This window comes from Pseudomonas marginalis (assembly GCF_008692035.1).
Taxonomy (GTDB): Bacteria; Pseudomonadota; Gammaproteobacteria; order Pseudomonadales; family Pseudomonadaceae; genus Aquipseudomonas; species Aquipseudomonas marginalis.
Genome location: NZ_VTFG01000001.1, coordinates 3,763,130 through 3,786,082, shown reverse-complemented (window position 1 = coordinate 3,786,082; position 22,953 = coordinate 3,763,130). Strand labels below are relative to the sequence as shown.

General features: G+C 61.7%; 23 protein-coding genes. 15 read left to right on the top strand and 8 right to left on the bottom strand.

Features of this window, described 5'->3' with window-relative positions; genetic code table 11:
- Window positions 1-28 precede the first annotated feature (28 nt).
- Entirely contained in the window at window positions 29-2,383 is a 2,355-nt protein-coding gene (locus FX984_RS17790; protein WP_146478348.1) for a penicillin acylase family protein, read from the bottom strand.
- 31 nt (window positions 2,384-2,414) lie between these two features.
- Window positions 2,415-2,990, bottom strand: a complete 576-nt coding sequence (locus FX984_RS17785; RefSeq protein ID WP_092355751.1) for a DUF6436 domain-containing protein — start codon at window positions 2,988-2,990, stop codon at window positions 2,415-2,417.
- Window positions 2,991-3,089: 99 nt separating this feature from the next.
- On the opposite strand from FX984_RS17785, the gene bipL reads away from it, so the two are divergent.
- Window positions 3,090-4,031, top strand: a complete 942-nt coding sequence (bipL, locus tag FX984_RS17780) for a phospholipase BipL (protein ID WP_146478347.1) — start codon at window positions 3,090-3,092, stop codon at window positions 4,029-4,031.
- A gap of 105 nt (window positions 4,032-4,136) precedes the next feature.
- On the opposite strand, the gene FX984_RS17775 is transcribed toward bipL, so the two are convergent.
- Window positions 4,137-4,889 (bottom strand): DUF2059 domain-containing protein, encoded by a 753-nt coding sequence (locus FX984_RS17775; protein WP_146478346.1) that lies wholly within the window; start codon window positions 4,887-4,889, stop codon window positions 4,137-4,139.
- Window positions 4,890-5,020: 131 nt separating this feature from the next.
- Here FX984_RS17775 and FX984_RS17770 point away from each other — a divergent pair, with 131 nt between their 5' ends.
- Together FX984_RS17770 and FX984_RS17765 are read left to right on the top strand one after the other, a co-directional pair.
- Window positions 5,021-5,653: a 2OG-Fe(II) oxygenase gene (locus FX984_RS17770; protein ID WP_027608413.1), complete on the top strand. Its 633-nt coding sequence runs from the start codon at window positions 5,021-5,023 to the stop codon at window positions 5,651-5,653.
- Window positions 5,654-5,655: 2 nt separating this feature from the next.
- Window positions 5,656-6,138 (top strand): 2-thiouracil desulfurase family protein, encoded by a 483-nt coding sequence (locus FX984_RS17765; RefSeq protein ID WP_027608414.1) that lies wholly within the window; start codon window positions 5,656-5,658, stop codon window positions 6,136-6,138.
- On the opposite strand, the gene FX984_RS17760 is transcribed toward FX984_RS17765, so the two are convergent.
- Window positions 6,089-6,613 carry a transporter substrate-binding domain-containing protein gene (locus FX984_RS17760; RefSeq protein WP_146478345.1) on the bottom strand — a complete coding sequence of 175 codons (525 nt, stop codon included), beginning with the start codon at window positions 6,611-6,613 and terminating at the stop codon, window positions 6,089-6,091. The two genes, FX984_RS17765 and FX984_RS17760, sit on opposite strands and share 50 nt — an antisense overlap.
- A 134-nt stretch (window positions 6,614-6,747) precedes the next feature.
- Between FX984_RS17760 and FX984_RS17755 the strand changes: the two genes are divergently transcribed.
- Window positions 6,748-7,188: a DUF4399 domain-containing protein gene (locus FX984_RS17755; RefSeq protein ID WP_027608415.1), complete on the top strand. Its 441-nt coding sequence runs from the start codon at window positions 6,748-6,750 to the stop codon at window positions 7,186-7,188.
- A gap of 67 nt (window positions 7,189-7,255) precedes the next feature.
- Here the strand turns inward: FX984_RS17755 and serA are convergent, their stop codons facing one another.
- Complete coding sequence (serA, locus tag FX984_RS17750; RefSeq protein WP_027608416.1) at window positions 7,256-8,485, bottom strand: phosphoglycerate dehydrogenase; 1,230 nt, start codon at window positions 8,483-8,485, stop codon at window positions 7,256-7,258.
- A 205-nt stretch (window positions 8,486-8,690) separates the two neighbouring features.
- On the opposite strand from serA, the gene FX984_RS17740 reads away from it, so the two are divergent.
- From FX984_RS17740 to FX984_RS17725, 4 genes are all read left to right on the top strand, one after another.
- Window positions 8,691-10,085: an FAD-binding oxidoreductase gene (locus tag FX984_RS17740; RefSeq protein ID WP_092355745.1), complete on the top strand. Its 1,395-nt coding sequence runs from the start codon at window positions 8,691-8,693 to the stop codon at window positions 10,083-10,085.
- Window positions 10,086-10,107: 22 nt separating this feature from the next.
- On the top strand, window positions 10,108-10,773 hold the full coding sequence (locus FX984_RS17735) for a fumarylacetoacetate hydrolase family protein (protein WP_027608418.1): 666 nt from the start codon (window positions 10,108-10,110) through the stop codon (window positions 10,771-10,773).
- 169 nt (window positions 10,774-10,942) lie between these two features.
- Window positions 10,943-11,869: an SdiA-regulated domain-containing protein gene (locus tag FX984_RS17730; protein ID WP_027608419.1), complete on the top strand. Its 927-nt coding sequence runs from the start codon at window positions 10,943-10,945 to the stop codon at window positions 11,867-11,869.
- A 121-nt stretch (window positions 11,870-11,990) separates the two neighbouring features.
- Complete coding sequence (locus FX984_RS17725; RefSeq protein WP_027608420.1) at window positions 11,991-12,905, top strand: SdiA-regulated domain-containing protein; 915 nt, start codon at window positions 11,991-11,993, stop codon at window positions 12,903-12,905.
- An 18-nt stretch (window positions 12,906-12,923) separates the two neighbouring features.
- Here FX984_RS17725 and rpiA read toward each other — a convergent pair whose 3' ends face one another.
- Window positions 12,924-13,595, bottom strand: coding sequence for a ribose-5-phosphate isomerase RpiA (gene rpiA, locus FX984_RS17720; protein WP_146478344.1), 672 nt, complete (start codon window positions 13,593-13,595; stop codon window positions 12,924-12,926).
- A gap of 136 nt (window positions 13,596-13,731) precedes the next feature.
- Here rpiA and ilvA point away from each other — a divergent pair, with 136 nt between their 5' ends.
- Window positions 13,732-15,246, top strand: a complete 1,515-nt coding sequence (gene ilvA, locus FX984_RS17715; RefSeq protein ID WP_027608422.1) for a threonine ammonia-lyase, biosynthetic — start codon at window positions 13,732-13,734, stop codon at window positions 15,244-15,246.
- A 41-nt stretch (window positions 15,247-15,287) separates the two neighbouring features.
- On the top strand, window positions 15,288-15,701 hold the full coding sequence (locus FX984_RS17710) for a DUF2269 family protein (RefSeq protein ID WP_108573408.1): 414 nt from the start codon (window positions 15,288-15,290) through the stop codon (window positions 15,699-15,701).
- A gap of 149 nt (window positions 15,702-15,850) precedes the next feature.
- On the opposite strand, the gene FX984_RS17705 is transcribed toward FX984_RS17710, so the two are convergent.
- A complete protein-coding gene (locus FX984_RS17705; RefSeq protein ID WP_027608424.1) occupies window positions 15,851-16,510 on the bottom strand; it encodes a histidinol-phosphatase in 660 nt (219 codons plus the stop codon).
- 143 nt (window positions 16,511-16,653) lie between these two features.
- Between FX984_RS17705 and FX984_RS17700 the strand changes: the two genes are divergently transcribed.
- Both FX984_RS17700 and ptsP read left to right on the top strand, forming a co-directional pair.
- On the top strand, window positions 16,654-17,133 hold the full coding sequence (locus tag FX984_RS17700; protein WP_003176750.1) for an RNA pyrophosphohydrolase: 480 nt from the start codon (window positions 16,654-16,656) through the stop codon (window positions 17,131-17,133).
- A 22-nt stretch (window positions 17,134-17,155) separates the two neighbouring features.
- Window positions 17,156-19,435, top strand: coding sequence for a phosphoenolpyruvate--protein phosphotransferase (ptsP, locus tag FX984_RS17695; RefSeq protein ID WP_027608425.1), 2,280 nt, complete (start codon window positions 17,156-17,158; stop codon window positions 19,433-19,435).
- An 83-nt stretch (window positions 19,436-19,518) separates the two neighbouring features.
- Here the strand turns inward: ptsP and FX984_RS17690 are convergent, their stop codons facing one another.
- Window positions 19,519-20,265, bottom strand: a complete 747-nt coding sequence (locus FX984_RS17690; protein WP_092355738.1) for an NRDE family protein — start codon at window positions 20,263-20,265, stop codon at window positions 19,519-19,521.
- Window positions 20,266-20,386: 121 nt separating this feature from the next.
- Between FX984_RS17690 and FX984_RS17685 the strand changes: the two genes are divergently transcribed.
- From FX984_RS17685 to FX984_RS17675, 3 genes are all read left to right on the top strand, one after another.
- Window positions 20,387-21,169 carry a sulfite exporter TauE/SafE family protein gene (locus tag FX984_RS17685; protein WP_027608427.1) on the top strand — a complete coding sequence of 261 codons (783 nt, stop codon included), beginning with the start codon at window positions 20,387-20,389 and terminating at the stop codon, window positions 21,167-21,169.
- A 65-nt stretch (window positions 21,170-21,234) separates the two neighbouring features.
- A complete protein-coding gene (gene lgt, locus FX984_RS17680; RefSeq protein ID WP_065924346.1) occupies window positions 21,235-22,047 on the top strand; it encodes a prolipoprotein diacylglyceryl transferase in 813 nt (270 codons plus the stop codon).
- Window positions 22,048-22,099: 52 nt separating this feature from the next.
- Window positions 22,100-22,933 carry a thymidylate synthase gene (locus FX984_RS17675; protein ID WP_015886389.1) on the top strand — a complete coding sequence of 278 codons (834 nt, stop codon included), beginning with the start codon at window positions 22,100-22,102 and terminating at the stop codon, window positions 22,931-22,933.
- Window positions 22,934-22,953 lie beyond the last annotated feature (20 nt).

Here is a 22,953-nt window from a genome sequence, read left to right as displayed (position 1 = left end):
TTCCACAGGTTGACCGATTTCCAAGGGGCTATCGCGCCGGCAGCAGTTTCAGCGTGCCGCGGGTATTGGCCGTGACTTCCTCATCACTGAAATGCGCCTGCTCGTAACCCCCTTCGATATAGGTCTCGGCCTGGTCGCCATAGTGCTTGTCGAACGGCACGCCGCTTTGCCCCACCGGGTTGATGGTGAGGGCGTGGGCCACGTCGGCAAAGTCGATCAGGCGGCGGGTTGACGGGCCGTAGGTCACCGGCCAGGGCGCGGGGCCGATGACGGCCGACTGGTTGTTCGGCACTTCATGGGTGCCGGGGGCCGGGAACGGCCCGACGTTGACGATCAGGTCCAAGGGTTTCTGCGAGCCCAGCGGATGGCCGTGGGTCAGGGTATGGGCCTTGCCCCACTGCCATTGCGTCGGGTCATCGCCGAAGGTGGCCTTGAGGTGCGCGAGGCTGTTGTCCCAGGCCCGTTTGACGGTGGCGGTGCGCTTGCCGTCCCACCAGGGCGAGGCCGGGTCGGCAGCCAGGCGGGGCAGGGCGGCGTCGATCACGCGGGTGGTGAGCAGGGTCTTGAACATCCCGTCACCCAGCTTCGGGTGGAAGGCCGCGTCGGCGAGGTTGAACAGGAACTGGTTGAACAGCGTGGCGCTGGTGGAATCCAGCGGGTAGTCACCCTTCCAGCCGGCCAGCTGTTCCACCAGCTTCAACTGCGCCGGGTCCGTGACCGCCTCGCGCAGCACCGGCAACAGCGGCGCCAGCAGGCGCGGGCCGAAGGCGGTGGTGGTGCCCAGTTGCAGGGCCTGGCTGTTGGTCACATCCCACTTCACGCTCTTGTCGCTCAACTGCGCGTTCAACTGCTGGCCCCGGTCGGCGAGGTTGTAATAGCCGGGGATTTCCATGCCGGTGGGCGACACCGGCTGGGCATTGGCCGACACCACATAGCCCCGCGCCGGGTTTTCTTCCTGGGGGTTGGCGCTGAAGGGGTAGAAGCCCAGCTTGTCGGCCTCGGCGGTGCTGCCGTCGAGGATAAACCCTGGGTGGGTACCTGCCGGGCGAATCGGCAACTGTGCCGCCGCCCACCAGCCGATATCGCCCCTGGCATTGGCCCACACGATATTCAGCCCCGGTGCGGACACCTTTGCCGCCGCCGTACGGGCCTTGGCCAACGTGTCGGCGCGGTTGAGCTGGTAGAAACCTTCGAGGATCGGGTTCTGGGTGTCGATGAACGCCCACCACATGGCAATCGGCGTCTTGCCGCCGTTCTCGCCAAGCACGTCATTGACGATCGGGCCGTGGGGTGACTGGCGCAGGGTGAGGCTGACCGGTGCCTGGCCTTTGACGGCGATCTGTTGCTCGCTGCGGGTCATGTCGACCCACTGGCCGTGGTACCAGACCTGGTTGGGGTTGTCCGGGTTGACCTTTTCGGCGATCAGGTCGAGGTCGTCGTTCTGGAACATGGTCAGGCTCCAGCCGAAATCCAGGTTGTGCCCCAGGAACGCTACGGGTACCAGCGCGTTGTGATAGCCATACAGCTCGAAGCCCGGCGCCGACAGCTGCGCCTCGTACCACACCGACGGCACCGAGAAGCGAATATGCGGGTCACCCGCCAGCAGCGGTTTGCCGCTCTTGGTGCGACTGCCACTGATGGCCCAGGCGTTGCTGCCCTCGAATTGCGGCAAGCCGTTGTCGGCCAGGGCCTGCTCACTCAGCGCGGCGAGGGCGCCGAGGGTGTTCCAGTCACTGTCGGCCAGGTTGAGGGCGCCCTTGGGTTGCCAGTCGAGGTCGAAGACGTTCAGGTAGTCGCTGCCCAGTTGGTCGCGGACGTAAGTCAGCAAGGGCTCGGTACGAAATGCAGCGGCAAAGCTGTAGGCCATGTACCCGGCGACGCTGATGGTGTCCTCGGCGGTAAACGCGCGCCTGGGGATGCCCAGCACGTCGAACTCCATCGGGCGGGCGTGGCTGTCCTGATACTGGTTGATCCCGTCCAGATAGGCCTGCAGGGCCTTCCAGTGCGCCGACTCATGGTCCTGCTGGGCCACGTAGGTGGCGGCGCGGTCGCGAATGCGCAGGCTGCGGAACAGCTTGTCGGTCTCCAGCAGCTTCGGCCCGAGCACCTCGGCCAGTTCGCCACGGGCCAGGCGGCGCATGATCTCCATCTGGAACAGGCGGTCCTGGGCATGCACGTAGCCCAGGGCGCGGTACAGGTCGGTCTCGTTCTCGGCGCGAATATGCGGCACGCCACGGTCGTCGTAGCGCACGGTGACCGAGCCTTGCAGGTTGGCCAGTTCAACCGTGCCCTGGCGGGTGGGTTGCTTGCTGTAGACGTACCAGCCCGCACCGAGGCCGATCAGCACCAGCAGAACCGCAAGAACCTGCAGGACGCGCTTCATGAACATTCCTTACCAAGAGTGGGGTGGCGGGCTACTCATCTTTCGACCACGAACAATAGCAGCCCACCGCCAGGGTGTGCGTGGCGTTCACGTCTCGGCCGGCTTCAAGGGCTTTCAGGATCGGCTCGATAAAACTGTTACTGGCGTTACACGTCAGCCCTTCGCTGTAGGGCCCGAAATACGCGAGCTTGCCGGTGCGGTCCCAGATGCCCACGGCGGGGCTGGCCGGCACCTGGTCGGCGCCGGGCAGGGCGGTGAGGGTTTTCATCTTGCGCAGGTTATCGGGCAACTGGCCGTGGCTGCCGGCTTTTTGCAGGGCATAGAACTCGACGCCCTGGGGCGCGTATTGCTCGATCAACTCGCCCAGGTGCTGCTGGTTGCCGACGTTGCACGGGCACGCCGGATCCCAGAAATGCACCAGGCGGATCGGCCCGGGGCCGCTGAGTTCGGCGGGCAGGCGCAGAGGGTCGCCGGAGAATACCGCGGTGTGTTCGCTGAAGGCACGCAGGTAGCGGCCCTGGAACCAGTCATACGCCGCCCACAGCACACCGGCGCAGATGATCAGGATCAGGCTGGCGAACAGGGCGTTACGGTAAGGCTGTCGCATTCGGATCTATCCTCGCAGGTCGCGTAGCTTGCCATGCTTGTCCTGACAGATGAATATCGCAGCTCGATATTCATCTTCGCCGCAAGTCTGGAACCCTTTATGCCTGTGACCTTTGACCCTGATCACCTTCGCGAAAGCCTGCGGCCCCTGGTGGATGCGCAACCGCTTTCAGCCGAAGCGCGGGTCTACCAGCGTTTCTATGGGCTGGACCTGAGTGCACGCAAAGTGCCGGCGGTGAGTCGGCTGGGGCGTTTCGAGGTGGCTGGGTTCGAGGTGGTCGCCCAGGTGTGGTGGCCGCCCGTGCCGGTGGCGACGATGTTTATGTTCCACGGCTTCTACGACCATATGGGCCTGTATCGCCACGTGGTGGACTGGGCCCTGGACCAGGGCTTTGTGGTAATCGCCTGCGATTTGCCGGGCCATGGCTTGTCCAGCGGCGCGCGCGCCAGCATCGATGATTTTGCCGTGTACCAGGATGTGGTGCAGGCACTGTTCGCCCAGGCCCAAGCGCTGCAATTGCCGCAGCCCTGGCACTTGTTCGGGCAAAGCACCGGCGGCGCGGTGGTGGTGGATCACTTGCTCAACCGGGGGGCCGACAGCCCCGCCCAGGGCAAGACCTTCCTGCTATCACCGCTGGTGCGGCCGCGCGCGTGGGGATGGTCACAGGTCAGCTATTACCTGCTGCGCCCGTTCGTCAAAGGCATCGCCCGGCGTTTCAGCGATAACACTCACGACCCGGCGTTCAAGCCGTTCCTGGAAGCCGACCCGCTGCAACCCCGGCAACTGCCCACCGCCTGGGTAGGCGCCCTGGCGCGCTGGATCAAACGCATTGAAGCCGCGCCACGCAGCCCTCGGCGGCCGGTGATTGTGCAGGGTGAGGAAGACATGACGGTGGATTGGCAGCACAACTTGCAGGTGCTGCGGAGCAAGTTCGACCAGCCCGAGGTGTTGATGCTGCCGCGCGGCCGGCATCACTTGGCGAATGAGATTCCTGAGATTCGTGAAGAGTACTTCCGGTATTTGACAGACCATTTGAAATAACACAATCCAAATGTGGGAGGGGGCTTGCCCCCGATAGCGGTGCATCAGTCAGCTTATCTGTAGCTGACCCACTGCCATCGGGGGCAAGCCCCCTCCCACATTTTATTACTGTGTCAGGCTTGAAGTGCTCTGGCCGACTGCCAGACCTGCGCGAATCGCCGCCAGCGCTGCCTGGTAATACGCCTTACCTTCCGGTGACTCCGCAAACGTCGCGAACTCCTCCAGCTCCGGGTCGGACAGATCCCGATAGACGTACAGCAGAGTGTTGTTCAGGTCATTGCCAATCTGTTGCATCAGCCGCTCACGCTGGCCATTCAACATGCCTTGGGCCTGGCCGCCACCCAGCAGGCCGGGGATCATCTGGCTCAAGCTGTCGGCGGCCACGCCGGCGATCGCCAGGCTGACCTCCGCCCCGGCTTCGCGGGCGGGCAGGGCCTGGGCCAGGTGGCCGATGATCAGGCTGCGAGTGGCGTCAGCCTCGATGTGCGGCAGGCCTTGGGCGTTTTTTGCCAACTGGTCGCGGCGCGTGGCCAGTAACTCGGCCGCAACGACCTTGCGGCCCAGGGGCGATTGGAAAAACGCTAGGGCCGGCGCAGGGTCGGCCAGGTGCTTGCGTAGCTGGGCTTCGGCGCGCTGGTCCATGGCCTGGGCGGCAAAGCGCTTGTTGCTGTTGTCCACCAGCGCCTGGTACACCGCCGGCGGCAGGCTGTTACGGTAGCGTTGCTGGGCAGCATTGAGGGCGTCATTGAAATGCGCACGTTGTTCGGCCCAGCCGGCGACCTTGTACAACTGGTCATGGCCGTCTGCCCAGGCGGGCAAAACGCAGAACATCAGCAAGGAAAAAAACAAACGACGCATATGGACTCCTGTCAGTCGGCCACTATTGTCCGTGTCGGGCGTAGGATTTGTCGAGAAGTCCTATCAGTCAGCTGACTAAAGTGTATTCAGACGCTCGGCGGCTCTGTCGGATTCACAGGCGTATGGATACTATGCGCGCCATGCAAATACCCCTCGATCACCCCCTGCTGCAACGCATCGTCGATGACCTGGCCGAAAAAGGCTGGTCGCAGCAGAACGGCTTCCTGCCCCAGGCTCTGACCCTGGAACTGGCGGCTGAGTGCCGTAAACGTGCGGCCGAGGGTGAACTGGCCCCGGCGGCCGTGGGACGTGGGCCGGCCCAGGAGATTCGCGAGGGCATTCGTGGTGACCATATCCAGTGGCTGGAGGAGGGCGACGCGGCGGTCTGCGACAGCTATATGGCGTTGATGGACACGCTGCGCCTGGCGATGAACCGTGGTTTGTTCCTCGGCCTTGAGGATTTCGAAAGCCACTTCGCCATGTATCCCCCCGGCGCGTTTTACCTCAGGCACCTGGACCGGTTCCGCGACGATGATCGGCGCATGGTTTCGGCGGTGATCTACTTGAACGACGCCTGGTTGCCCGAGCACGGTGGCCAGCTGCGCATGTACCTCAAGGACGGCGTCGAATACGACGTGGTGCCCAGCGGTGGATGCCTGGTGGTGTTCCTGTCGGGCGAGGTGCCCCACGAAGTCTTGCCGGCTACGCGCGAGCGCCTGTCCCTCACCGGGTGGTTCCGTCGGCGCGGTAACGAGCCGTTCTAACCATGCAAAAGATTCTGATCAGCCGCTGCCTGCTTGGCCACAAGGTGCGCTACGACGGTGGGGCCAGCGGGCCGTTCGATCAACTGGCGGCGTGGCAGGCTGAAGGGCGCGTGGTTGCGATCTGCCCGGAAGTGTCGGGCGGTCTGCCGACGCCCAGGCCCTCCGCCGAGATTCCAGGTGGGCAGGGCATCGATGTCTGGGAAGGCCGCGCCCAGGTGCTGACGGCCGAGGGCGAAGACTTCAGCGCCGCCTTCCTCGACGGCGCCCGGCAAGCCTTGGCGTTGGTGCAGCGCCATCACATCCGCATCGCCATTCTCAAGGCCAATAGTCCGTCCTGCGGCAACCTGCTGACCTATGACGGCACTTTCACCGGTGTCAAGGTCAGTGGCGAAGGCGTAACGGCGGCGCTGCTCAAGCGCCATGGCGTGCAGGTGTTCAGTGAGCTGGAGTTGCCTGCGGCGGCACTGGCGTTGGCGCGCCTGTAGGGGCCTGGTCCTCGAACCACTTCTGGGAGAGCGCCTTTAAACGGCCATCGCCCTTCACCCGCTTCAGCGCACCGTCCAGGCTGGTCTTGAAGGCCGGGTTGCCCTTCTGGAACGGGATCGCCAGCTCAGGCTTGTCGTGATAAGCCTCGCTGAAATCGAACTGATCCTTAAGCTCGGCAGTCATAGCGACATGGTTGATGGCCACATCGTATTTGCCGGTTGAGACCCCCGGCAGCATGTCGGCGTCATCGGTGGTGATAAACGAGGGGCGCACGTCCATTTCCTTTGCCAGCAATTCACCCAGCTCGACTTCAAAGCCGGTGAGTTTGTCGCCTTCCTTGAAATTGTACGGTGGTGTGTTGGCTTCAAGGGCGATGCGGAGTTCGCCGCGATCGTTTACATCGTCGATCAGTTCGGCATGAGCCAGAGGGCTCAGAAGGGGCAGCAACAGTAACAGGCCAGGCGAAAAGCGCATGGTCACTCCTAAAGAATTCGAATGTGCGAGGCGCCGTTCAGCATCGCTTTGCTATGGTGGTGAGTGCCTTGGACAGCAATTTGTCGCGAAGTTGTCAGAACCCTACAGATTTCATGGAAAAACTGGAGAAGCGAATGAAAGCCCTATTGTCCCGTGCAACCATTGCCAGCCTGTTGCTGGGTGCCTCGATGTTGGCGAATGCCGCCGATGTTCCGCGTACCCCCGCGCCCAAGGGAGCTGAGGTGTTTATCGTCTCGCCCAAGGATGGCGCGACCGTCGACAAAACCTTCACCGTCAAATTCGGCGTCAAGGGCCTGGACCTTGAGCCGATCGACAAGCAAGTACCAAACGCCGGCCACCATCATCTGCTGGTAGACCAGGATGTACAGTCGCTGAAGGCTGATGAGGCCATCCCAGCCACCGCCACGTCGATTCACTTCGGTAAGGCGCAGACTGAAACCGAACTGACCCTGGCTCCAGGCAAGCACACCCTGCAACTGGTCGCAGGCGACAACGTGCATCGCCAATTCGAGCCCACTGTAGCCTCGAAAGTGATCACGGTTAACGTCAAGTAAGATTTGTTCAGACAAAAAAATGGGAGGCCCCTGCGGGTCTCCCATTTTTTATGCAGCGTTTGCAGCGTTAGAACAACACGCGGCTACGGATAGTGCCGTTGATGTGTTGCAGCTTCTCTTGCGCCAGGTCCGAGTACTCGGCGTCGACGTCGATCACCACGTAGCCGACCTTCTCGTTGGTCTGCAGGAACTGACCGGAGATGTTGATGCCGTTTTCCGCGAAGACCTTGTTGATTTCCATCATCACCCCAGGGATGTTCTGGTGGATGTGCAGCAGGCGGTGCTTGCCAGGGTGAGCCGGCAGGGCCACTTCCGGGAAGTTGACGGACGAGACCGAGGTACCGTTGTCGCTGTACTTGACCAGCTTCTCCGACACTTCCAGGCCAATGTTGGCTTGGGCTTCGGCAGTGGAACCACCGATGTGCGGGGTCAGGATCACGTTGTCCAGGCCACGCAGCGGGCTTTCGAAGATGTCGTCGTTGGAGCGTGGCTCCACCGGGAACACGTCGATTGCGGCGCCGATCAGGTGCTTGTCCTTGATCGCGTCGGCCAGGGCGTCCAGCTCGACCACGGTGCCCCGTGCAGCGTTGATCAGGATGCCGCCTTTCTTGATGGCGCGGATTTCCTTCTCGCCGATCATCCACTGGGTCTCGGCGGTTTCCGGAACGTGCAGGGTGACGATGTCGGACATGCCCAGCAGCTCGGTCAGGCTCGACACCTGGGTGGCGTTGCCCAATGGCAGCTTGGTCAGGGTGTCGTAGAAGAACACCTGCATGCCGAGGCCTTCGGCCAGTACCGACAGTTGCGTGCCGATCGAGCCGTAACCGACGATACCCAGCTTCTTGCCCCGGATTTCGAAGGAGTTGGCCGCGCTCTTGATCCAGCCGCCACGGTGGCAGGAAGCGTTCTTCTCAGGGATACCGCGCAGCAGCAGGATGGCCTCGGCCAGCACCAGCTCCGCCACGGAACGGGTGTTGGAGTACGGGGCGTTGAACACTGCAATGCCGCGCTCGCGCGCTGCGTCGAGGTCGACCTGGTTGGTGCCGATGCAGAAACAGCCGACCGCCACGAGTTTCTTGGCGTGATCGAAGATCTCTTCGGTCAGCTGAGTACGGGAGCGAATGCCGATAAAGTGCGCGTCGGCGATCTTTTCCTTGAGCTGGGCTTCCGGCAGAGAACTGGTGATGTACTCAATGCTGGAGTACCCGGCGGCCTTCAGTACGTCGACGGCCGATGGGTGGACGCCTTCCAGAAGAAGGAACTTGATCTTGCTCTTATCGAGAGAAGTCTTGCTCATCTGCGTAAACCTGTATCCCGGAGAAAAATGGCAGGGAATCGGATCGCTTAAGCTGACCCGGACGGCAGGAAAGCCGTCACCGCAGAAACGCCCTTGGGCTCTGTCCTGCGGGGGCGGTATGCTAGCATACGCGCCCCGCTAAACACCTATTCCTGCGACGTGAAGCGTTCTCAGGATGACCATGAATTGTTCGAGAGTTCTGTCGATGACCCATCCTGCCCTGATTGATGAGCTAAAGACCCTGGTTGAGCCCGGCAAAGTGCTGACCGACGCCGACTCCCTGGAGGCTTACGGCAAGGATTGGACCAAGCACTTCGCGCCCGCGCCGACCGCCATCGTGTTCCCCAAGACCACCGAGCAGGTGCAGGCCATTGTCCGTTGGGCCAATGCGCACAAGGTGGCGCTGGTGCCATCCGGTGGTCGTACCGGCCTGTCGGCTGCTGCCGTGGCGGCCAATGGCGAAGTGGTCGTCTCGTTCGACTATATGAACCAGATCCTCGACGTGAACCTCACCGACCGCACCGCCGTGTGCCAGCCGGGCGTGGTCACCAAGCAATTGCAGAACGTCGCCGAAGAAAATGGCCTGTACTACCCGGTGGACTTCGCGTCGTCCGGTTCCAGCCAGATTGGCGGCAATATCGGCACCAATGCCGGCGGGATCAAGGTCATTCGCTACGGTATGACTCGCAACTGGGTGGCCGGCATGAAAGTCGTCACCGGCAAGGGCGATGTGCTGGAGCTGAACCGCGACCTGATCAAGAACGCCACCGGCTATGACATGCGCCAACTGTTTATCGGCGCCGAAGGCACCCTGGGCTTTGTGGTCGAAGCCACCATGCGCCTGGACCGTGCGCCGAAAAACCTCACCGCGATGGTGCTCGGCACCACCGATTTCGACTCGATCATGCCGGTGCTGCACGCCTTCCAGGGCAAGCTGGACCTGACCGCCTTCGAATTCTTCTCCGACAAGGCCTTGGCCAAAGTCCTCGGCCGTGGCGATGTGCCGGCGCCGTTCGAGACCGAGTGCCCGTTCTACGCGCTGCTGGAATTCGAAGCCACCACCGAAGAAGTCGCCAACCACGCCCTGGAAACCTTCGAGCACTGCGTCGAGCAGGGCTGGGTGCTGGACGGCGTGATGAGCCAGAGCGAAACCCAGTTGCACAACCTGTGGAAACTGCGCGAGTACATCTCCGAGACCATTTCCCACTGGACGCCTTACAAGAACGATATTTCGGTCACCGTCTCCAAAGTACCAGGGTTCTTGAAGGAAATTGATGCGATCGTCGGCGAACACTACCCGGACTTCGAAATCGTCTGGTTCGGCCATATCGGCGACGGCAACCTGCACCTGAACATCCTCAAGCCGGAAAACCTGAGCAAGGATGAGTTCTTCGCCAAGTGCGCCACCGTGAACAAGTGGGTGTTCGAAACCGTTCAGAAGTACAACGGTTCGATTTCCGCCGAACACGGCGTGGGCATGACCAAGCGTGATTACCTGACCTACAGCCGCTCGCCGGTTGAGATCGAATACATGAAAGCAGTGAAGGCAGTGTTCGACCCGAACGGGATCATGAACCCTGGCAAGATCTTCGCTGTTTAACCGCCCCCGAAGGAGTCGTTTCATGAGCTACCAGCACAAGTATGTCGACGGCACCAATATCCACTTTCCTGTCGGTAAAGTGGTGTGTATTGGGCGTAACTACGCCGAACATGCCAAGGAACTGGATAACCCGGTGCCGACCGAGCCGTTGCTGTTCATCAAGCCGGGCAGTTGCGTCGTCCCGCTGGAAGGCGGTTTCAGCATTCCGACCGAGCGCGGTTCGGTGCACTACGAGGCGGAAATCGCGGTGCTGATCGGCAAGCCGCTGTCGAACAAGCCCAGCCGTGAAGAAGTGCTGGACGCCATCTCCGGCTTCGCCCCGGCCCTGGATCTGACCCTGCGCGACAAACAATCCGAGCTGAAAGCCAAGGGCCTGCCGTGGGAAATCGCCAAGTCCTTCGACGGCGCGGCGGTGATTGCACCGTTCGTGGTCGGCAGCACCTTCGCGGACGTGACCGATATTGGCATTCGCCTGACCATCAATGGCGAAGTGCGCCAGGACGGCAACAGCGCGAGCATGCTCAACCCGATCGTGCCGATGATCCAGTACATGGCCGGCTGCTTCTCGCTGCAGGCCGGCGACGTGATCCTCACCGGCACCCCGGCCGGCGTGGGCCCGTTGAATGTGGGTGATGACCTGGTGTTGGAATTGACCGGCGTAAACCGCTTCGAAAGCAGCGTTCGATAAGCACCTGATGTGGGAGGGGGCTTGCCCCTTCCACATTGGGTCCGAATCCATCTCGTGCATCGGCTTTTGCATTTTTTTCACACCCCATCCGGATAATCCTCAGCCTCCTGCGCGCGGGTCCATTGATCCTGTGCTATCACCTACCGCTGACTTTCCGGAAAAGCACCCCATGGCCGTGTCCCTGCCTTCCGCCACACCCAAGCCGCGCTCTCGCTTTGCCTTGCGCTGGTATTCCTGGCTATTTCTGGCGGGTGCCATCGTGTACGGCATTTCCTGGGCCATGCATTGGGACGATCGCGGCGTGCTGTGGCTGTTGGAGGGCTTTGAAACGCCCGCCGAGCGCAGCGAAAGTGTGTGGTTGCCTGACTATCACGTTGTCATCGACGCCAAGGTTTTGCCGGGCATGGAGAAAGACGAAGCCTCGGACGTCTCCTATAACCCGCAGACCAAAACCCTGTTTTCCGTCATGGGTAAAAACCCGTTCCTGGTCGAGCTGAGCCTGCAAGGCGACGTATTGCGCAAGATGCCGCTCAATGGCTGGGACAACCCGGAAGGCTTGACCGTGATGGAAAATGGCCTGATGGCCGTGGTCGACGAACGCCAGCACAACCTGACCATCGTCAAGATCGACGCTGCCACCCAGCAATTGAACAAGGCCGACTTCCCGAGCTATGACCTGGGCCCGTCCAAGGATCAGAACAAAGCGTTCGAGGGGCTTACCTGGGACAAGCGCAATCAGCAATTTGTGCTGGGTGAAGAGCGGCCGCCGGCGTTGTTCACCTGGAAAAGCGACGGCAGCCAGACCCTGGTCGGCGATAAACAGAAACTGGCCAGCAAAGAGCTGGACATGCGCAACCTTTCGGCCCTGGCCATCGACCCGCGCACCGGCCATCTGCTGGTGTTATCGGCCGACTCCCACTTGTTGCTGGAGTTGGACGAGAAGGGTGAACAAGTCAGCTTCATGACCCTGCTTGGTGGCTTCAACGGCCTCAAGAACACCATCCCCCGCGCAGAAGGGGTCACCATGGATGAGGACGGCACGCTCTATATGGTCAGTGAGCCAAACCTGTTCTATCGTTTCGAAAAGCAGAAATAACAGACGAATCACGTCGGATATTTCTCTATTAGCGGCATTCGCCAGACACCAGGGTGCGTTTAAGTTTAAATTCAGACAGGCGTGATATTCATTCGCCACTTTTGACTTTGAGCACCGCCCGATGCGTCGATTTGCCCGCCCCAAACCCATTCTTTTTATGCTGGTGTTGATCGCCCTGGTCAGCGCCGGGGCGGTTGCGCAGCATTTTCGCCTGTTCGAGCGCGCCTGGTTCAACTGGCAGGCCTGGCGTCAGCCGGCGGACGAGCGCTCCATCGGCCTGGCGGATTACCGAGTGACCCTTGAGGCCCAGGTTATCGAAGGGCTCGACGACGATGTCTCGGCCCTCACCTACGACCCGGTACGCAAGAGCCTGTTTACGGTCACCAATAAAAATGCCGAGCTGATCGAGCTGTCCCTTGAGGGCAAGATCCTGCGACGCATCCCGTTGGTGGGGTTTGGTGATGCCGAGGCGGTGGAATTTATCAGCGACAACATCTATGTCATCACCGACGAGCGCCAGCAGCGGCTGATCAAGGTGCATGTGGACGACGATACCCAGTTCCTCGACGCCGCCGATGCGGAACAGATGACCCTGGGCCTGCACGTCGGGGGCAACAAGGGGTTTGAGGGGTTGGCCTATGACTCGGTGGGCAAGCGCCTGTTCGTGGCCAAGGAACGCGACCCGATGCTGATCTACGAGGTCCACGGCTTTCCCCATTTCAAACCGGAAAAAACCTACTCGGTGCACGTGATCAACAACCCCAAGCGCGATGCCGGGCTGTTTGTGCGCGACCTGTCGAGCCTGCAATACGACGAGCGCAGCGGTCATTTGCTGGCGCTGTCGGATGAGTCGTTCCTGGTGCTGGAGCTGGATATCGACGGTCGCCCATTGAGCAGCCTGTCTCTGCTCAATGGGCGCCATGGCCTGAAAAAACGGGTGCCCCAGGCCGAAGGGATCGCCATGGATGACGAGGGCACGTTGTATCTGGTCAGCGAGCCGAACCTGTTCTACGTGTTCAAGAAACCCAATCCCTGAGACACATTGGGTTTTGCATCAGGCTTTAAGGGTTTTCACGCCTTCGGAAGTGCCCAGCAGCAGCACATCCGCCGGACGCGCCGCGAACAGGCCGTTGGTGACCACGCCGACGATGGCGTTGATCTGGGTCTCAAGCTCCACTGGGTTGGTGATCTGCATATTGAACACGTCGAGGATGATGTTGCCGTTGTCGGTCAACACGCCTTCGCGGTACACCGGATCGCCACCCAGCTTCACCATCTCGCGAGCCACGTGGCTGCGGGCCATCGGGATGACTTCCACCGGCAGCGGGAACGCGCCGAGCACCGGTACCAGCTTGCTGGCGTCGGCGATGCAGATAAAGGTCTTGGCCACCGCCGCGACGATTTTCTCGCGGGTCAGGGCTGCACCGCCGCCCTTGATCAGGTTCAGGTGTTCGTCGCTTTCATCGGCGCCGTCGACGTAGAACTCCAGGTCGCTCACGGTGTTGAGCTCGTACACCGGAATGCCATGGCCCTTGAGGCGCGCGGCGGTGGCTTCGGAACTGGCAACGGCGCCGTCGAACGCGCCTTTGTGCCGGGCCAGCGCATCGATAAAGCAGTTGGCGGTGGAGCCGGTGCCGACACCGACGATGCTCTTGTCGTCGAGTTTGGGAAGGATTAAATCGACGGCGGCCTGGGCCACTGCCTGTTTGAGTTGATCCTGGGTCATGCGGGCTCCGGAACGGGCGGGGAGTAAAGAGGGGCGCGAGTATAACCCAACAAAACCTCCGGATTCGTGTGGTCGCCCGGCCAAACGCTGGGTTAGACTCCTTGGCCCTGCCCAACCCGCCCAGTGATTTCCGCCGATGCTTGAACAGTACGTCAAAAAGATCCTCACCTCGCGCGTCTATGACGTTGCCGTAGAAACCCCGCTGCAGACCGCCCGCCAGCTCTCCGAGCGGCTGGGCAACAAGGTCTGGCTCAAGCGTGAAGACTTGCAGCCGGTGTTCTCGTTCAAGATTCGCGGCGCGTACAACAAGCTGACTCAATTGACGGCTGAAGAGCGCGCGCGCGGCGTGGTCACGGCCTCGGCGGGCAACCATGCCCAGGGCCTGGCCCTGGCGGCCAAGGTGCTGGGGGTCAAGGCCACGATCGTGATGCCCAAGACGACTCCGGAGATCAAGGTCGAAGGCGTGCGCTCCCGTGGCGGCAAAGTGGTGCTGCACGGCGATTCCTTCCCGGAAGCCCTGGCCTACTCGCTGAAGCTGGTCGACGAAAAAGGCTACGTCTACATTCACCCCTACGATGATCCGCACACCATTGCCGGGCAGGGCACCGTGGCGATGGAGATCCTGCGCCAGCACCCGGGGCCCCTGGACGCGATTTTCGTACCGGTGGGCGGCGGCGGGCTGATCGCGGGCATTGCGGCGTACGTGAAATACCTGCGCCCGGAGATCAGGATCATCGGCGTCGAACCGGACGACTCCAACTGCCTGCAAGCTGCCATGGCCGCCGGCGAGCGCGTGGTGCTGCCCACCGTGGGCATTTTTGCCGATGGCGTGGCGGTGGCGCAGATCGGCCAGCACACCTTCGACATCTGCAAACACTATGTGGATGAAGTGATCACCGTCAGCACCGATGAAATCTGTGCCGCGATCAAGGACATCTACGACGACACCCGTTCCATCACCGAGCCGGCCGGCGCGCTCGGCGTAGCAGGCATCAAGAAATACGTGGAGACCCGTGGCGTCACCGGCCAGACCCTGGTGGCCATCGACTCCGGCGCCAACGTCAACTTCGACCGCCTGCGCCATGTGGCCGAGCGCGCCGAGCTGGGTGAAGGTCGCGAAGCCATTATTGCCGTGACCATCCCTGAGAAACCGGGCAGCTTCAAGGCGTTCTGCGAGGCGGTGGGCAAGCGCCAGATCACCGAGTTCAACTACCGCTACCACTCCGGCAGCGAAGCGCACATCTTTGTCGGCGTGCAGACCCACCCGGAAAACGACCCGCGCAGTGCGCTGATCGCCAGCCTCACCAGCCAGGGTTTCCCGGTGCTGGACCTGACCGAGAACGAACTGGCCAAGTTGCACATCCGCCATATGGTGGGTGGGCATGCGGCCCAGGTCAGTGATGAAGTGGTGTTTCGCTTCGAATTCCCGGAGCGTCCGGGGGCCTTGTTCAACTTTCTTAATAAATTGGGCGGGCGCTGGAACATCTCGATGTTCCACTATCGCAACCACGGTGCCGCTGACGGCCGTGTGGTCGCCGGCCTGCAAGTGCCGGCGAACGAGCGTCACCTGGTCCCGGCGGCCCTGGAAGCCATTGGCTACCCGTATTGGGATGAAAGCGATAACCCGGCCTACAAACTGTTTCTCGGTTGAGCGACTACGCTGATTGGGGCGGCCTTTAAGGAAAACGACAGATGGAAACCCTTACCACCCTCAAAGTTATCCACGTAGCCGCCACGGTGTTGCTGCTGCTCAGCGGCCTAGGCCTGGCGCTGCTGGCCTGGCGCAAGCGCAGCGCCGGCCCGGCCGTGACCGTGCAGCGCCCGTGGGCGTTCGTGTGGTTACTGATGGGCGTTTGCATGGTCAGCATGCCGTTTACCGGCTGGTGGCTGGTGCACCTGGTCGGCTGGCCGCTGGGGCAGGCCTGGATCCTGGGTTCCAGCATCCTCTACACCGTGGCGGCGCTGGCCTGGTTCTGGCTGGTGGCACGGCTTAACCGGCTGCGCAAAGGCGAGGGTGGCAGCCTGAATTTCACCCTGGTGCTGGCCGTGGTAAGCCTGGTGGGGTTTGTGGCGATTGCCGGGCTCATGGGCGCCAAGCCGGTTTAATGCGGTGAGGGCTTCTGTGGTGAGCGGGCTTGCCCCGCGCTGGGCTGCGAAGCAGCCCCGACAAAGGCCCGCATTTTTCCTGATGAGACCGGTTGGCAGGTTTTGGGGCTGCTTCGCAGCCCAGCGCGGGGCAAGCCCGCTCACCACGGTTACTCGCTACGCAGGGTAATCACCGGCCAACCCCGTTTCTCGGCTTCAGCGCGCAGATTCGGATCCGGATCCACCGCCACCGGATGCGTCACCTGCTCCAACAGCGGCAGGTCATTCATCGAGTCGCTGTAGAAGTAACTGTCTTCCAGGCTGTGCCCGGTTTCTTCCAACCACCGATTCAAGCGCGTCACCTTGCCTTCACGAAAGCACGGCACATCAGTGCTGCGCCCGGTGTAGCGGCCATTTTCCATCTCGCACTCGGTGGCGATCAGCGTCTCGACGCCCAGGCGTGCGGCAATTGGCGCGGTGACGAAACGGTTGGTGGCGGTGATGATCACCAGCTTGTCGCCAGCGGCGCGGTGCTTGGCCAGCAGTTCAGCGGCCAGGGGCAGCATGATCGGCTCGATGCAGTCGCGCATATAGTCGTTATGCCATTCGTCCAGCTGGGCCATCTCGGTGCGGCCGAGGATTTCCAGGCAGAAGTTCAGGTAGGCGGCGTTGTCCAGCTTGCCGGCCAGGTAGTCCTGGTAGAACTCGTCGTTGCGGGCTTTGTAGGCGACCGCGTCGAGAATCCCCCGCTCGCAGAGGTAATCGCCCCAGGCGTGGTCGCTGTCACCGCCGAGAAGGGTGTTGTCCAAGTCGAATAAAGCCAGGCGCATTGCAGTTACTCGCTGAAAAGTCTGTAAAAAGGCGTCCAGAATACGGTCTTTTCACAAGAGTGCACATAAGGTAAGAAGCCTCGTTGCCGCTGGAACAACCTTTGTGGAACAATGCGGCGACATGCGTTTGCGAGGTTGTTGCCGTGATCGACCCCGATGGTTTCCGTCCTAATGTCGGGATTATTCTTACGAATGATGCCGGACAGGTGCTATGGGCTCGCCGAATCAACCAAGATGCCTGGCAGTTTCCTCAAGGCGGAATCAACCCCGACGAAACCCCTGAAGACGCCTTGTACCGTGAGTTGAATGAAGAAGTCGGCCTTGAGCGTGAAGATGTGCAGATTTTGGCCTGTACCCGGGGCTGGTTGCGCTATCGTTTGCCGCAACGCCTGGTGCGTACCCACAGCCAACCGCTGTGCATCGGCCAGAAGCAGAAATGGTTTCTCCTGCGCCTGATCTCCAACGAGCAGCGGGTGCGGATGGATTTGACCGGTAAACCGGAGTTCGATGGCTGGCGTTGGGTCAGTTATTGGTACCCGTTGGGCCAGGTGGTGACATTCAAGCGCGAGGTTTATCGTCGCGCTCTCAAAGAGCTTGCCCCGCGCCTTTTAGCGCGCGACTGACGACGGAGTTCGACCCCGAGCCATGCTCAATACGCTGCGCAAGATCGTCCAGGAAGTTAACTCCGCCAAGGATCTCAAGGCGGCGTTGGGGATTATTGTGTTGCGCGTCAAGGAAGCCATGGGCAGCCAGGTCTGCTCGGTTTACCTGCTGGACCCAGAGACCAACCGTTTTGTGCTGATGGCCACCGAGGGCTTGAACAAGCGCTCCATCGGCAAGGTCAGCATGGCGCCCAATGAAGGTCTGGTGGGCTTGGTGGGGACGCGTGAAGAACCCCTGAACCTTGAAAACGCGGCCGATCACCCGCGTTATCGCTACTTTGCCGAAACCGGCGAAGAGCGCTACGCCTCGTTCCTCGGCGCACCGATCATTCACCACCGCCGCGTCGTCGGCGTATTGGTCATCCAGCAAAAAGAACGTCGCCAGTTCGACGAGGGCGAAGAAGCCTTCCTCGTGACCATGAGCGCGCAGCTCGCCGGGGTTATCGCCCACGCCGAAGCCACCGGCTCGATTCGCGGCCTGGGCGGCCAGGGCAAGGGGATCCAGGAAGCCAAGTTCGTCGGTGTACCGGGTTCACCGGGGGCGGCGGTCGGTACTGCCGTGGTCATGTTGCCGCCGGCCGACCTCGATGTGGTGCCGGACAAGCACGTCGACGACATCGACGCTGAAATCAAACTGTTCAAGACGGCCCTGGAAGGCGTGCGCGCCGACATGCGCAACCTGTCGACCAAGCTGGCCACCCAGCTGCGCCCCGAAGAGCGCGCGTTGTTCGACGTGTACCAGATGATGCTCGACGACGCGTCCCTCGGGAACGAAGTCAAGACCGTGATCAAGACCGGCCAGTGGGCCCAGGGCGCGCTGCGCCAGGTGGTCACCGATCACGTCAACCGTTTCGAATTGATGGACGACGCCTACCTGCGCGAGCGGGCCTCGGATGTGCGTGACCTCGGCCGCCGCCTGCTGGCCTACCTGCAGGAAGACCGCAGCACCAACCTGGTCTACCCCGACAACACCATCCTGATCAGTGAAGAACTGACCGCCACCATGCTCGGCGAAGTGCCTGAAGGCAAGTTGGTGGGCCTGGTCTCGGTCCTGGGTTCGGGTAACTCCCACGTCGCGATCCTGGCCCGGGCCATGGGCATTCCGACGGTGATGGGCCTGGTGGACCTGCCGTACTCCAAGGTCGACGGTATCGACATGATCGTCGATGGCCATCGCGGCGAGGTGTTTACCAACCCCAGCGAAGTCCTGCGCAAGCAATACGCCGAGGTGGTGGAAGAAGAGAAGCAACTGGCGCTCGGGCTCGATTCCTTGCGCGAACTGCCGTGCGTGACCCTCGACGGTCACCGTGTACCGCTGCTGGTCAACACCGGCCTGCTGGCCGATGTGGCACGCGCGCAACAGCGCGGTGCCGAAGGGGTGGGGCTGTACCGCACTGAAGTGCCGTTCATGATCAACCAGCGGTTCCCGAGTGAGAAGGAGCAACTGGCGATTTATCGCGAGCAACTGTCCGCCTTCCACCCGTTGCCGGTGACCATGCGCAGCCTGGACATTGGCGGCGACAAGTCACTGTCGTATTTCCCGATCAAGGAAGACAACCCCTTCCTCGGCTGGCGCGGTATTCGCGTTACCCTCGACCACCCTGAAATCTTCCTGGTGCAGACCCGTGCCATGCTCAAGGCCAGCGAAGGCCTGAACAACCTGCGCATCCTGCTGCCGATGATCTCCGGCACCCATGAACTGGAAGAAGCCTTGCACCTGATCCACCGTGCCTGGGGCGAAGTGCGCGACGAAGGCGCCGACGTACCGATGCCGCCGATTGGCGTGATGATCGAAATCCCGGCGGCGGTGTATCAGGCCAAGGAACTGGCGCGGCAGGTGGACTTCCTGTCCGTGGGCTCCAACGACCTGACCCAGTACCTGCTGGCCGTGGACCGTAACAACCCACGGGTGGCCGATCTTTACGACTACCTGCATCCGGCGGTGCTGCAAGCCCTGCAACACGTGGTGCGCGACGCCCATGCCGAAGGCAAGCCGGTGAGCATCTGCGGTGAAATGGCCGGTGACCCGGCGGCAGCGGTGCTGTTGATGGCGATGGGCTTTGACAGCCTGTCGATGAACGCCACCAACCTGCCGAAGGTGAAGTGGATGCTGCGCCAGGTTGAACTGAGCATGGCCAAGGATCTGCTGGCGGAGTTGATGACCATCGACAACCCGCAGGTTATCCACAGCTCGCTGCAATTGGCGCTGAAAAACCTGGGGCTGACGCGGATGATCAACCCGGCGTCTGCCAAGACCCTTTAATGGCGATACGCAGCCCCGCCCGTAGCAGCTGTCGAGCGCGCGAGGCTGCGTAGGGCGCGCTGCTGGGTAAGACGGCATCAGCGTCAGAACTTGAGTTCTACCTCTCCGAGCCGTCCACCATGCGGTCCAAAGCTGCGCTCCACCATCCGCCGCGTGCCATCGGCATTCACAATCAACGCCGTGCTCGCCCGTGTCCCATAACTGGGGCTGGCGATAAACACACTCGACAGCAAACTCTCCGTCGCCAACCCCACGCCGGTATCCGGCAGCTCGGCAAACGGTGCAATCTGCGGATCGCTCAGAATCTCCAGTAGCGCTTCGGGCCGGGGATCGTTCAGCAACTCACTCAGCGCGGCTTTGGCCTTAAGCAGTTTTGGCCAAGGTGTATCCAGCCCTGCATTGGATAACCCATACACGCCCGCTTTCAACTGCGTCGGCTCGGTGTGATTGGCGTTGTAATGCCACAACTCTTCCCGCGTCCCCACCAGCAGGTTAAACCCGGCATATTCAATCGAACGGCCATTAACGTCGGCCAAATACTGGTCAATCGGCAGCGAACCACTGAGAAACCGTGCCACCAGCTCCCCGCGGGACTTGCGTGCCGGCGGCTGGTGCGGATCACGGATATTAGTCAGGGCCGCAAACCGCCCATCGGTATTCACGCCCAGCCAGGTGCCGCCCGCTTCCTGGTCGCGGCCGGCGTAGACCTCGGGTGCATCCGGCCACTGCGCCAGCGGCAGGCTGGGGCGGGCGTAGAACTCGTCACGGTTGGCCGCGACGATCAGCGGCTGGGCATGGCCCGGCCGCCAGGCAAAAACAATCAGGCACATCAGGCGATTCCCGTTTGTGTTTTTTGCCACTCTACCCACACCGGCAGCGGCGTTCCATCGTATCCAGTTGGGTCGCATGCCTTCCATCCGTTAACATGCCGGACCTGGTTTGGGGGCTCCCATGGAATTTCTGCTGTATTTGCTGCTGGGCGCGTGCGCGGGCGTGCTCGCCGGGCTGTTTGGCGTGGGCGGCGGGATCATCATCGTGCCGGTGCTGGTGTTCAGCTTCACCTTGCAGGGCTTCGACCCGCAGGTGCTGACCCACCTGGCCGTGGGCACCTCCCTGGCGACGATCATCTTTACCTCGGTCAATGCCGTGCGTGAGCACCACCGACGTGGCGCGGTGCGTTGGCCGATCTTTGTCTGGATGACCGTGGGCATCCTGCTCGGCGCCGGCTTTGGTGCGCTGACCGCCGAGGCGATTTCCGGCCCCCACTTGCAGAAGGTCATCGGCGTATTCGCCCTGATCATCGCCGTGCAACTGGCCCTGGAGGTCAAGCCCAAGGCCAGCCGCACGGTACCGGGCAAGCTCGGCCTGACGGTGGCCGGTACCATGATCGGCTGGGCTTCGGCGATTTTCGGCATCGGCGGCGGCTCGCTGACCGTGCCGTTTTTGACCTGGCGCAGCGTGCCGATGCAACAGGCGGTGGCCACCTCGTCCGCCTGTGGCCTGCCGATTGCCCTGGCCAGTGCGTTAAGTTTCATGATTCTGGGCTGGCATGACCCGCTGTTGCCCGCTCATAGTCTAGGGTTCGTGTATTTGCCGGCGCTGCTGGGCATTGCCCTGACCAGCATGGTGTTTGCCCGTTTCGGTGCACGCCTGGCGCACCGGTTGTCGCCGCGCTTGCTCAAGCGGTTGTTCGCCGGCTTGCTGTTTTGTGTCGGTTTGAATTTTTTGCTGTAACGCAGGCTTAATCGCGCCCGGGCATGGTCCGGTCGCCATAACGAATGATTTAACGAGGAGTCGCAATGCTGCCTTACCCGCAGATCGACCCGGTGGCCCTGGCCATCGGTCCGCTGAAAATCCACTGGTACGGGTTGATGTACCTGATCGGCATCGGCGGTGCATGGCTGCTGGCCTCCCGGCGCCTGAACCGTTTCGACCCGACCTGGACCAAGGAGAAGCTCTCCGACATGGTGTTCTGGTTGTCGATGGGGGTGATCGTCGGCGGGCGCCTGGGGTATGTGCTGTTTTACGATCTCTCGGCCTACATCGCCAACCCGACGCTGATCTTCGAAGTGTGGAAAGGCGGCATGGCATTCCACGGTGGCTTTATCGGCGTGATGATCGCGGCCTGGTGGTTTGGCCGGCGCAACGGCAAGTCGTTCTTCCAACTGATGGACTTCGTCGCGCCGCTGGTGCCGATCGGCCTGGGCGCCGGGCGCATCGGCAACTTCATCAACGCCGAGTTGTGGGGCAAGCCGACCGACGTGCCGTGGGCCATGGTGTTCCCGCCGTTCAGCGACCCGGCGCAACTGCCGCGCCATCCGTCGCAGCTGTACCAGTTCGCGTTGGAAGGCGTGGCACTGTTCCTTATCCTGTACCTCTTTTCGCGCAAACCGCGCCCGACCATGGCCGTTTCCGGCATGTTCGCGCTGTTCTACGGGATCTTCCGTTTCATCGTCGAGTTCGTGCGCGTGCCGGATGCCCAGCTGGGTTACCTGGCATGGGGCTGGCTGACCATGGGACAAGTGCTCAGCATTCCGATGATCCTGGTCGGCCTGGGCCTGCTGTGGTGGGCGTACAATCGCCCGCAACCGCTGAAGCACACCGCGCTTTAAATTCGAATGCCGAGGCCCGCGAGGTCTCGGCTTCAACGATACGGGTAATGACATGAAGCAATATCTCGAACTACTGAACGATGTCGTGACCAATGGCCTGACCAAAGGCGACCGTACCGGCACCGGCACCAAGGCCGTGTTCGCCCGTCAGTATCGGCATAATTTGGCCGACGGCTTCCCGCTGCTGACCACCAAGAAGCTTCACTTCAAAAGCATCGCCAATGAGCTGATCTGGATGTTGAGCGGCAACACCAACATCAAGTGGCTGAACGAAAACGGTGTGAAAATCTGGGACGAGTGGGCCACCGAAGACGGTGACCTGGGCCCGGTGTATGGCGAGCAGTGGACCGCCTGGCCGACCAAGGATGGCGGCACGATCAACCAGATCGACTACATGGTGCACACGCTCAAGACCAACCCTAACAGCCGTCGCATCCTGTTCCACGGCTGGAACGTCGAATACCTGCCGGACGAAACCAAAAGCCCCCAGGAAAACGCGCGCAACGGCAAGCAAGCCCTGCCACCGTGCCACCTGCTGTACCAGGCGTTCGTGCATGACGGCCATCTGTCGATGCAGTTGTACATCCGCAGCTCCGACGTATTCCTCGGCCTGCCGTACAACACCGCCGCCCTGGCGCTGCTGACCCATATGCTGGCCCAGCAATGCGACCTGATCCCCCACGAGATCATCGTCACCACCGGCGACACCCACGCCTACAGCAACCATATGGAGCAGATTCGCACCCAGCTGGCGCGCACGCCGAAGAAGCTGCCGGAACTGGTGATCAAGCGTAAGCCGGCGTCGATCTACGATTACAAGTTCGAAGACTTTGAAATCGTGGGTTATGACGCCGATCCAAGCATCAAGGCCGATGTCGCCATCTAGAGCCTGACGCTGTCCAATGT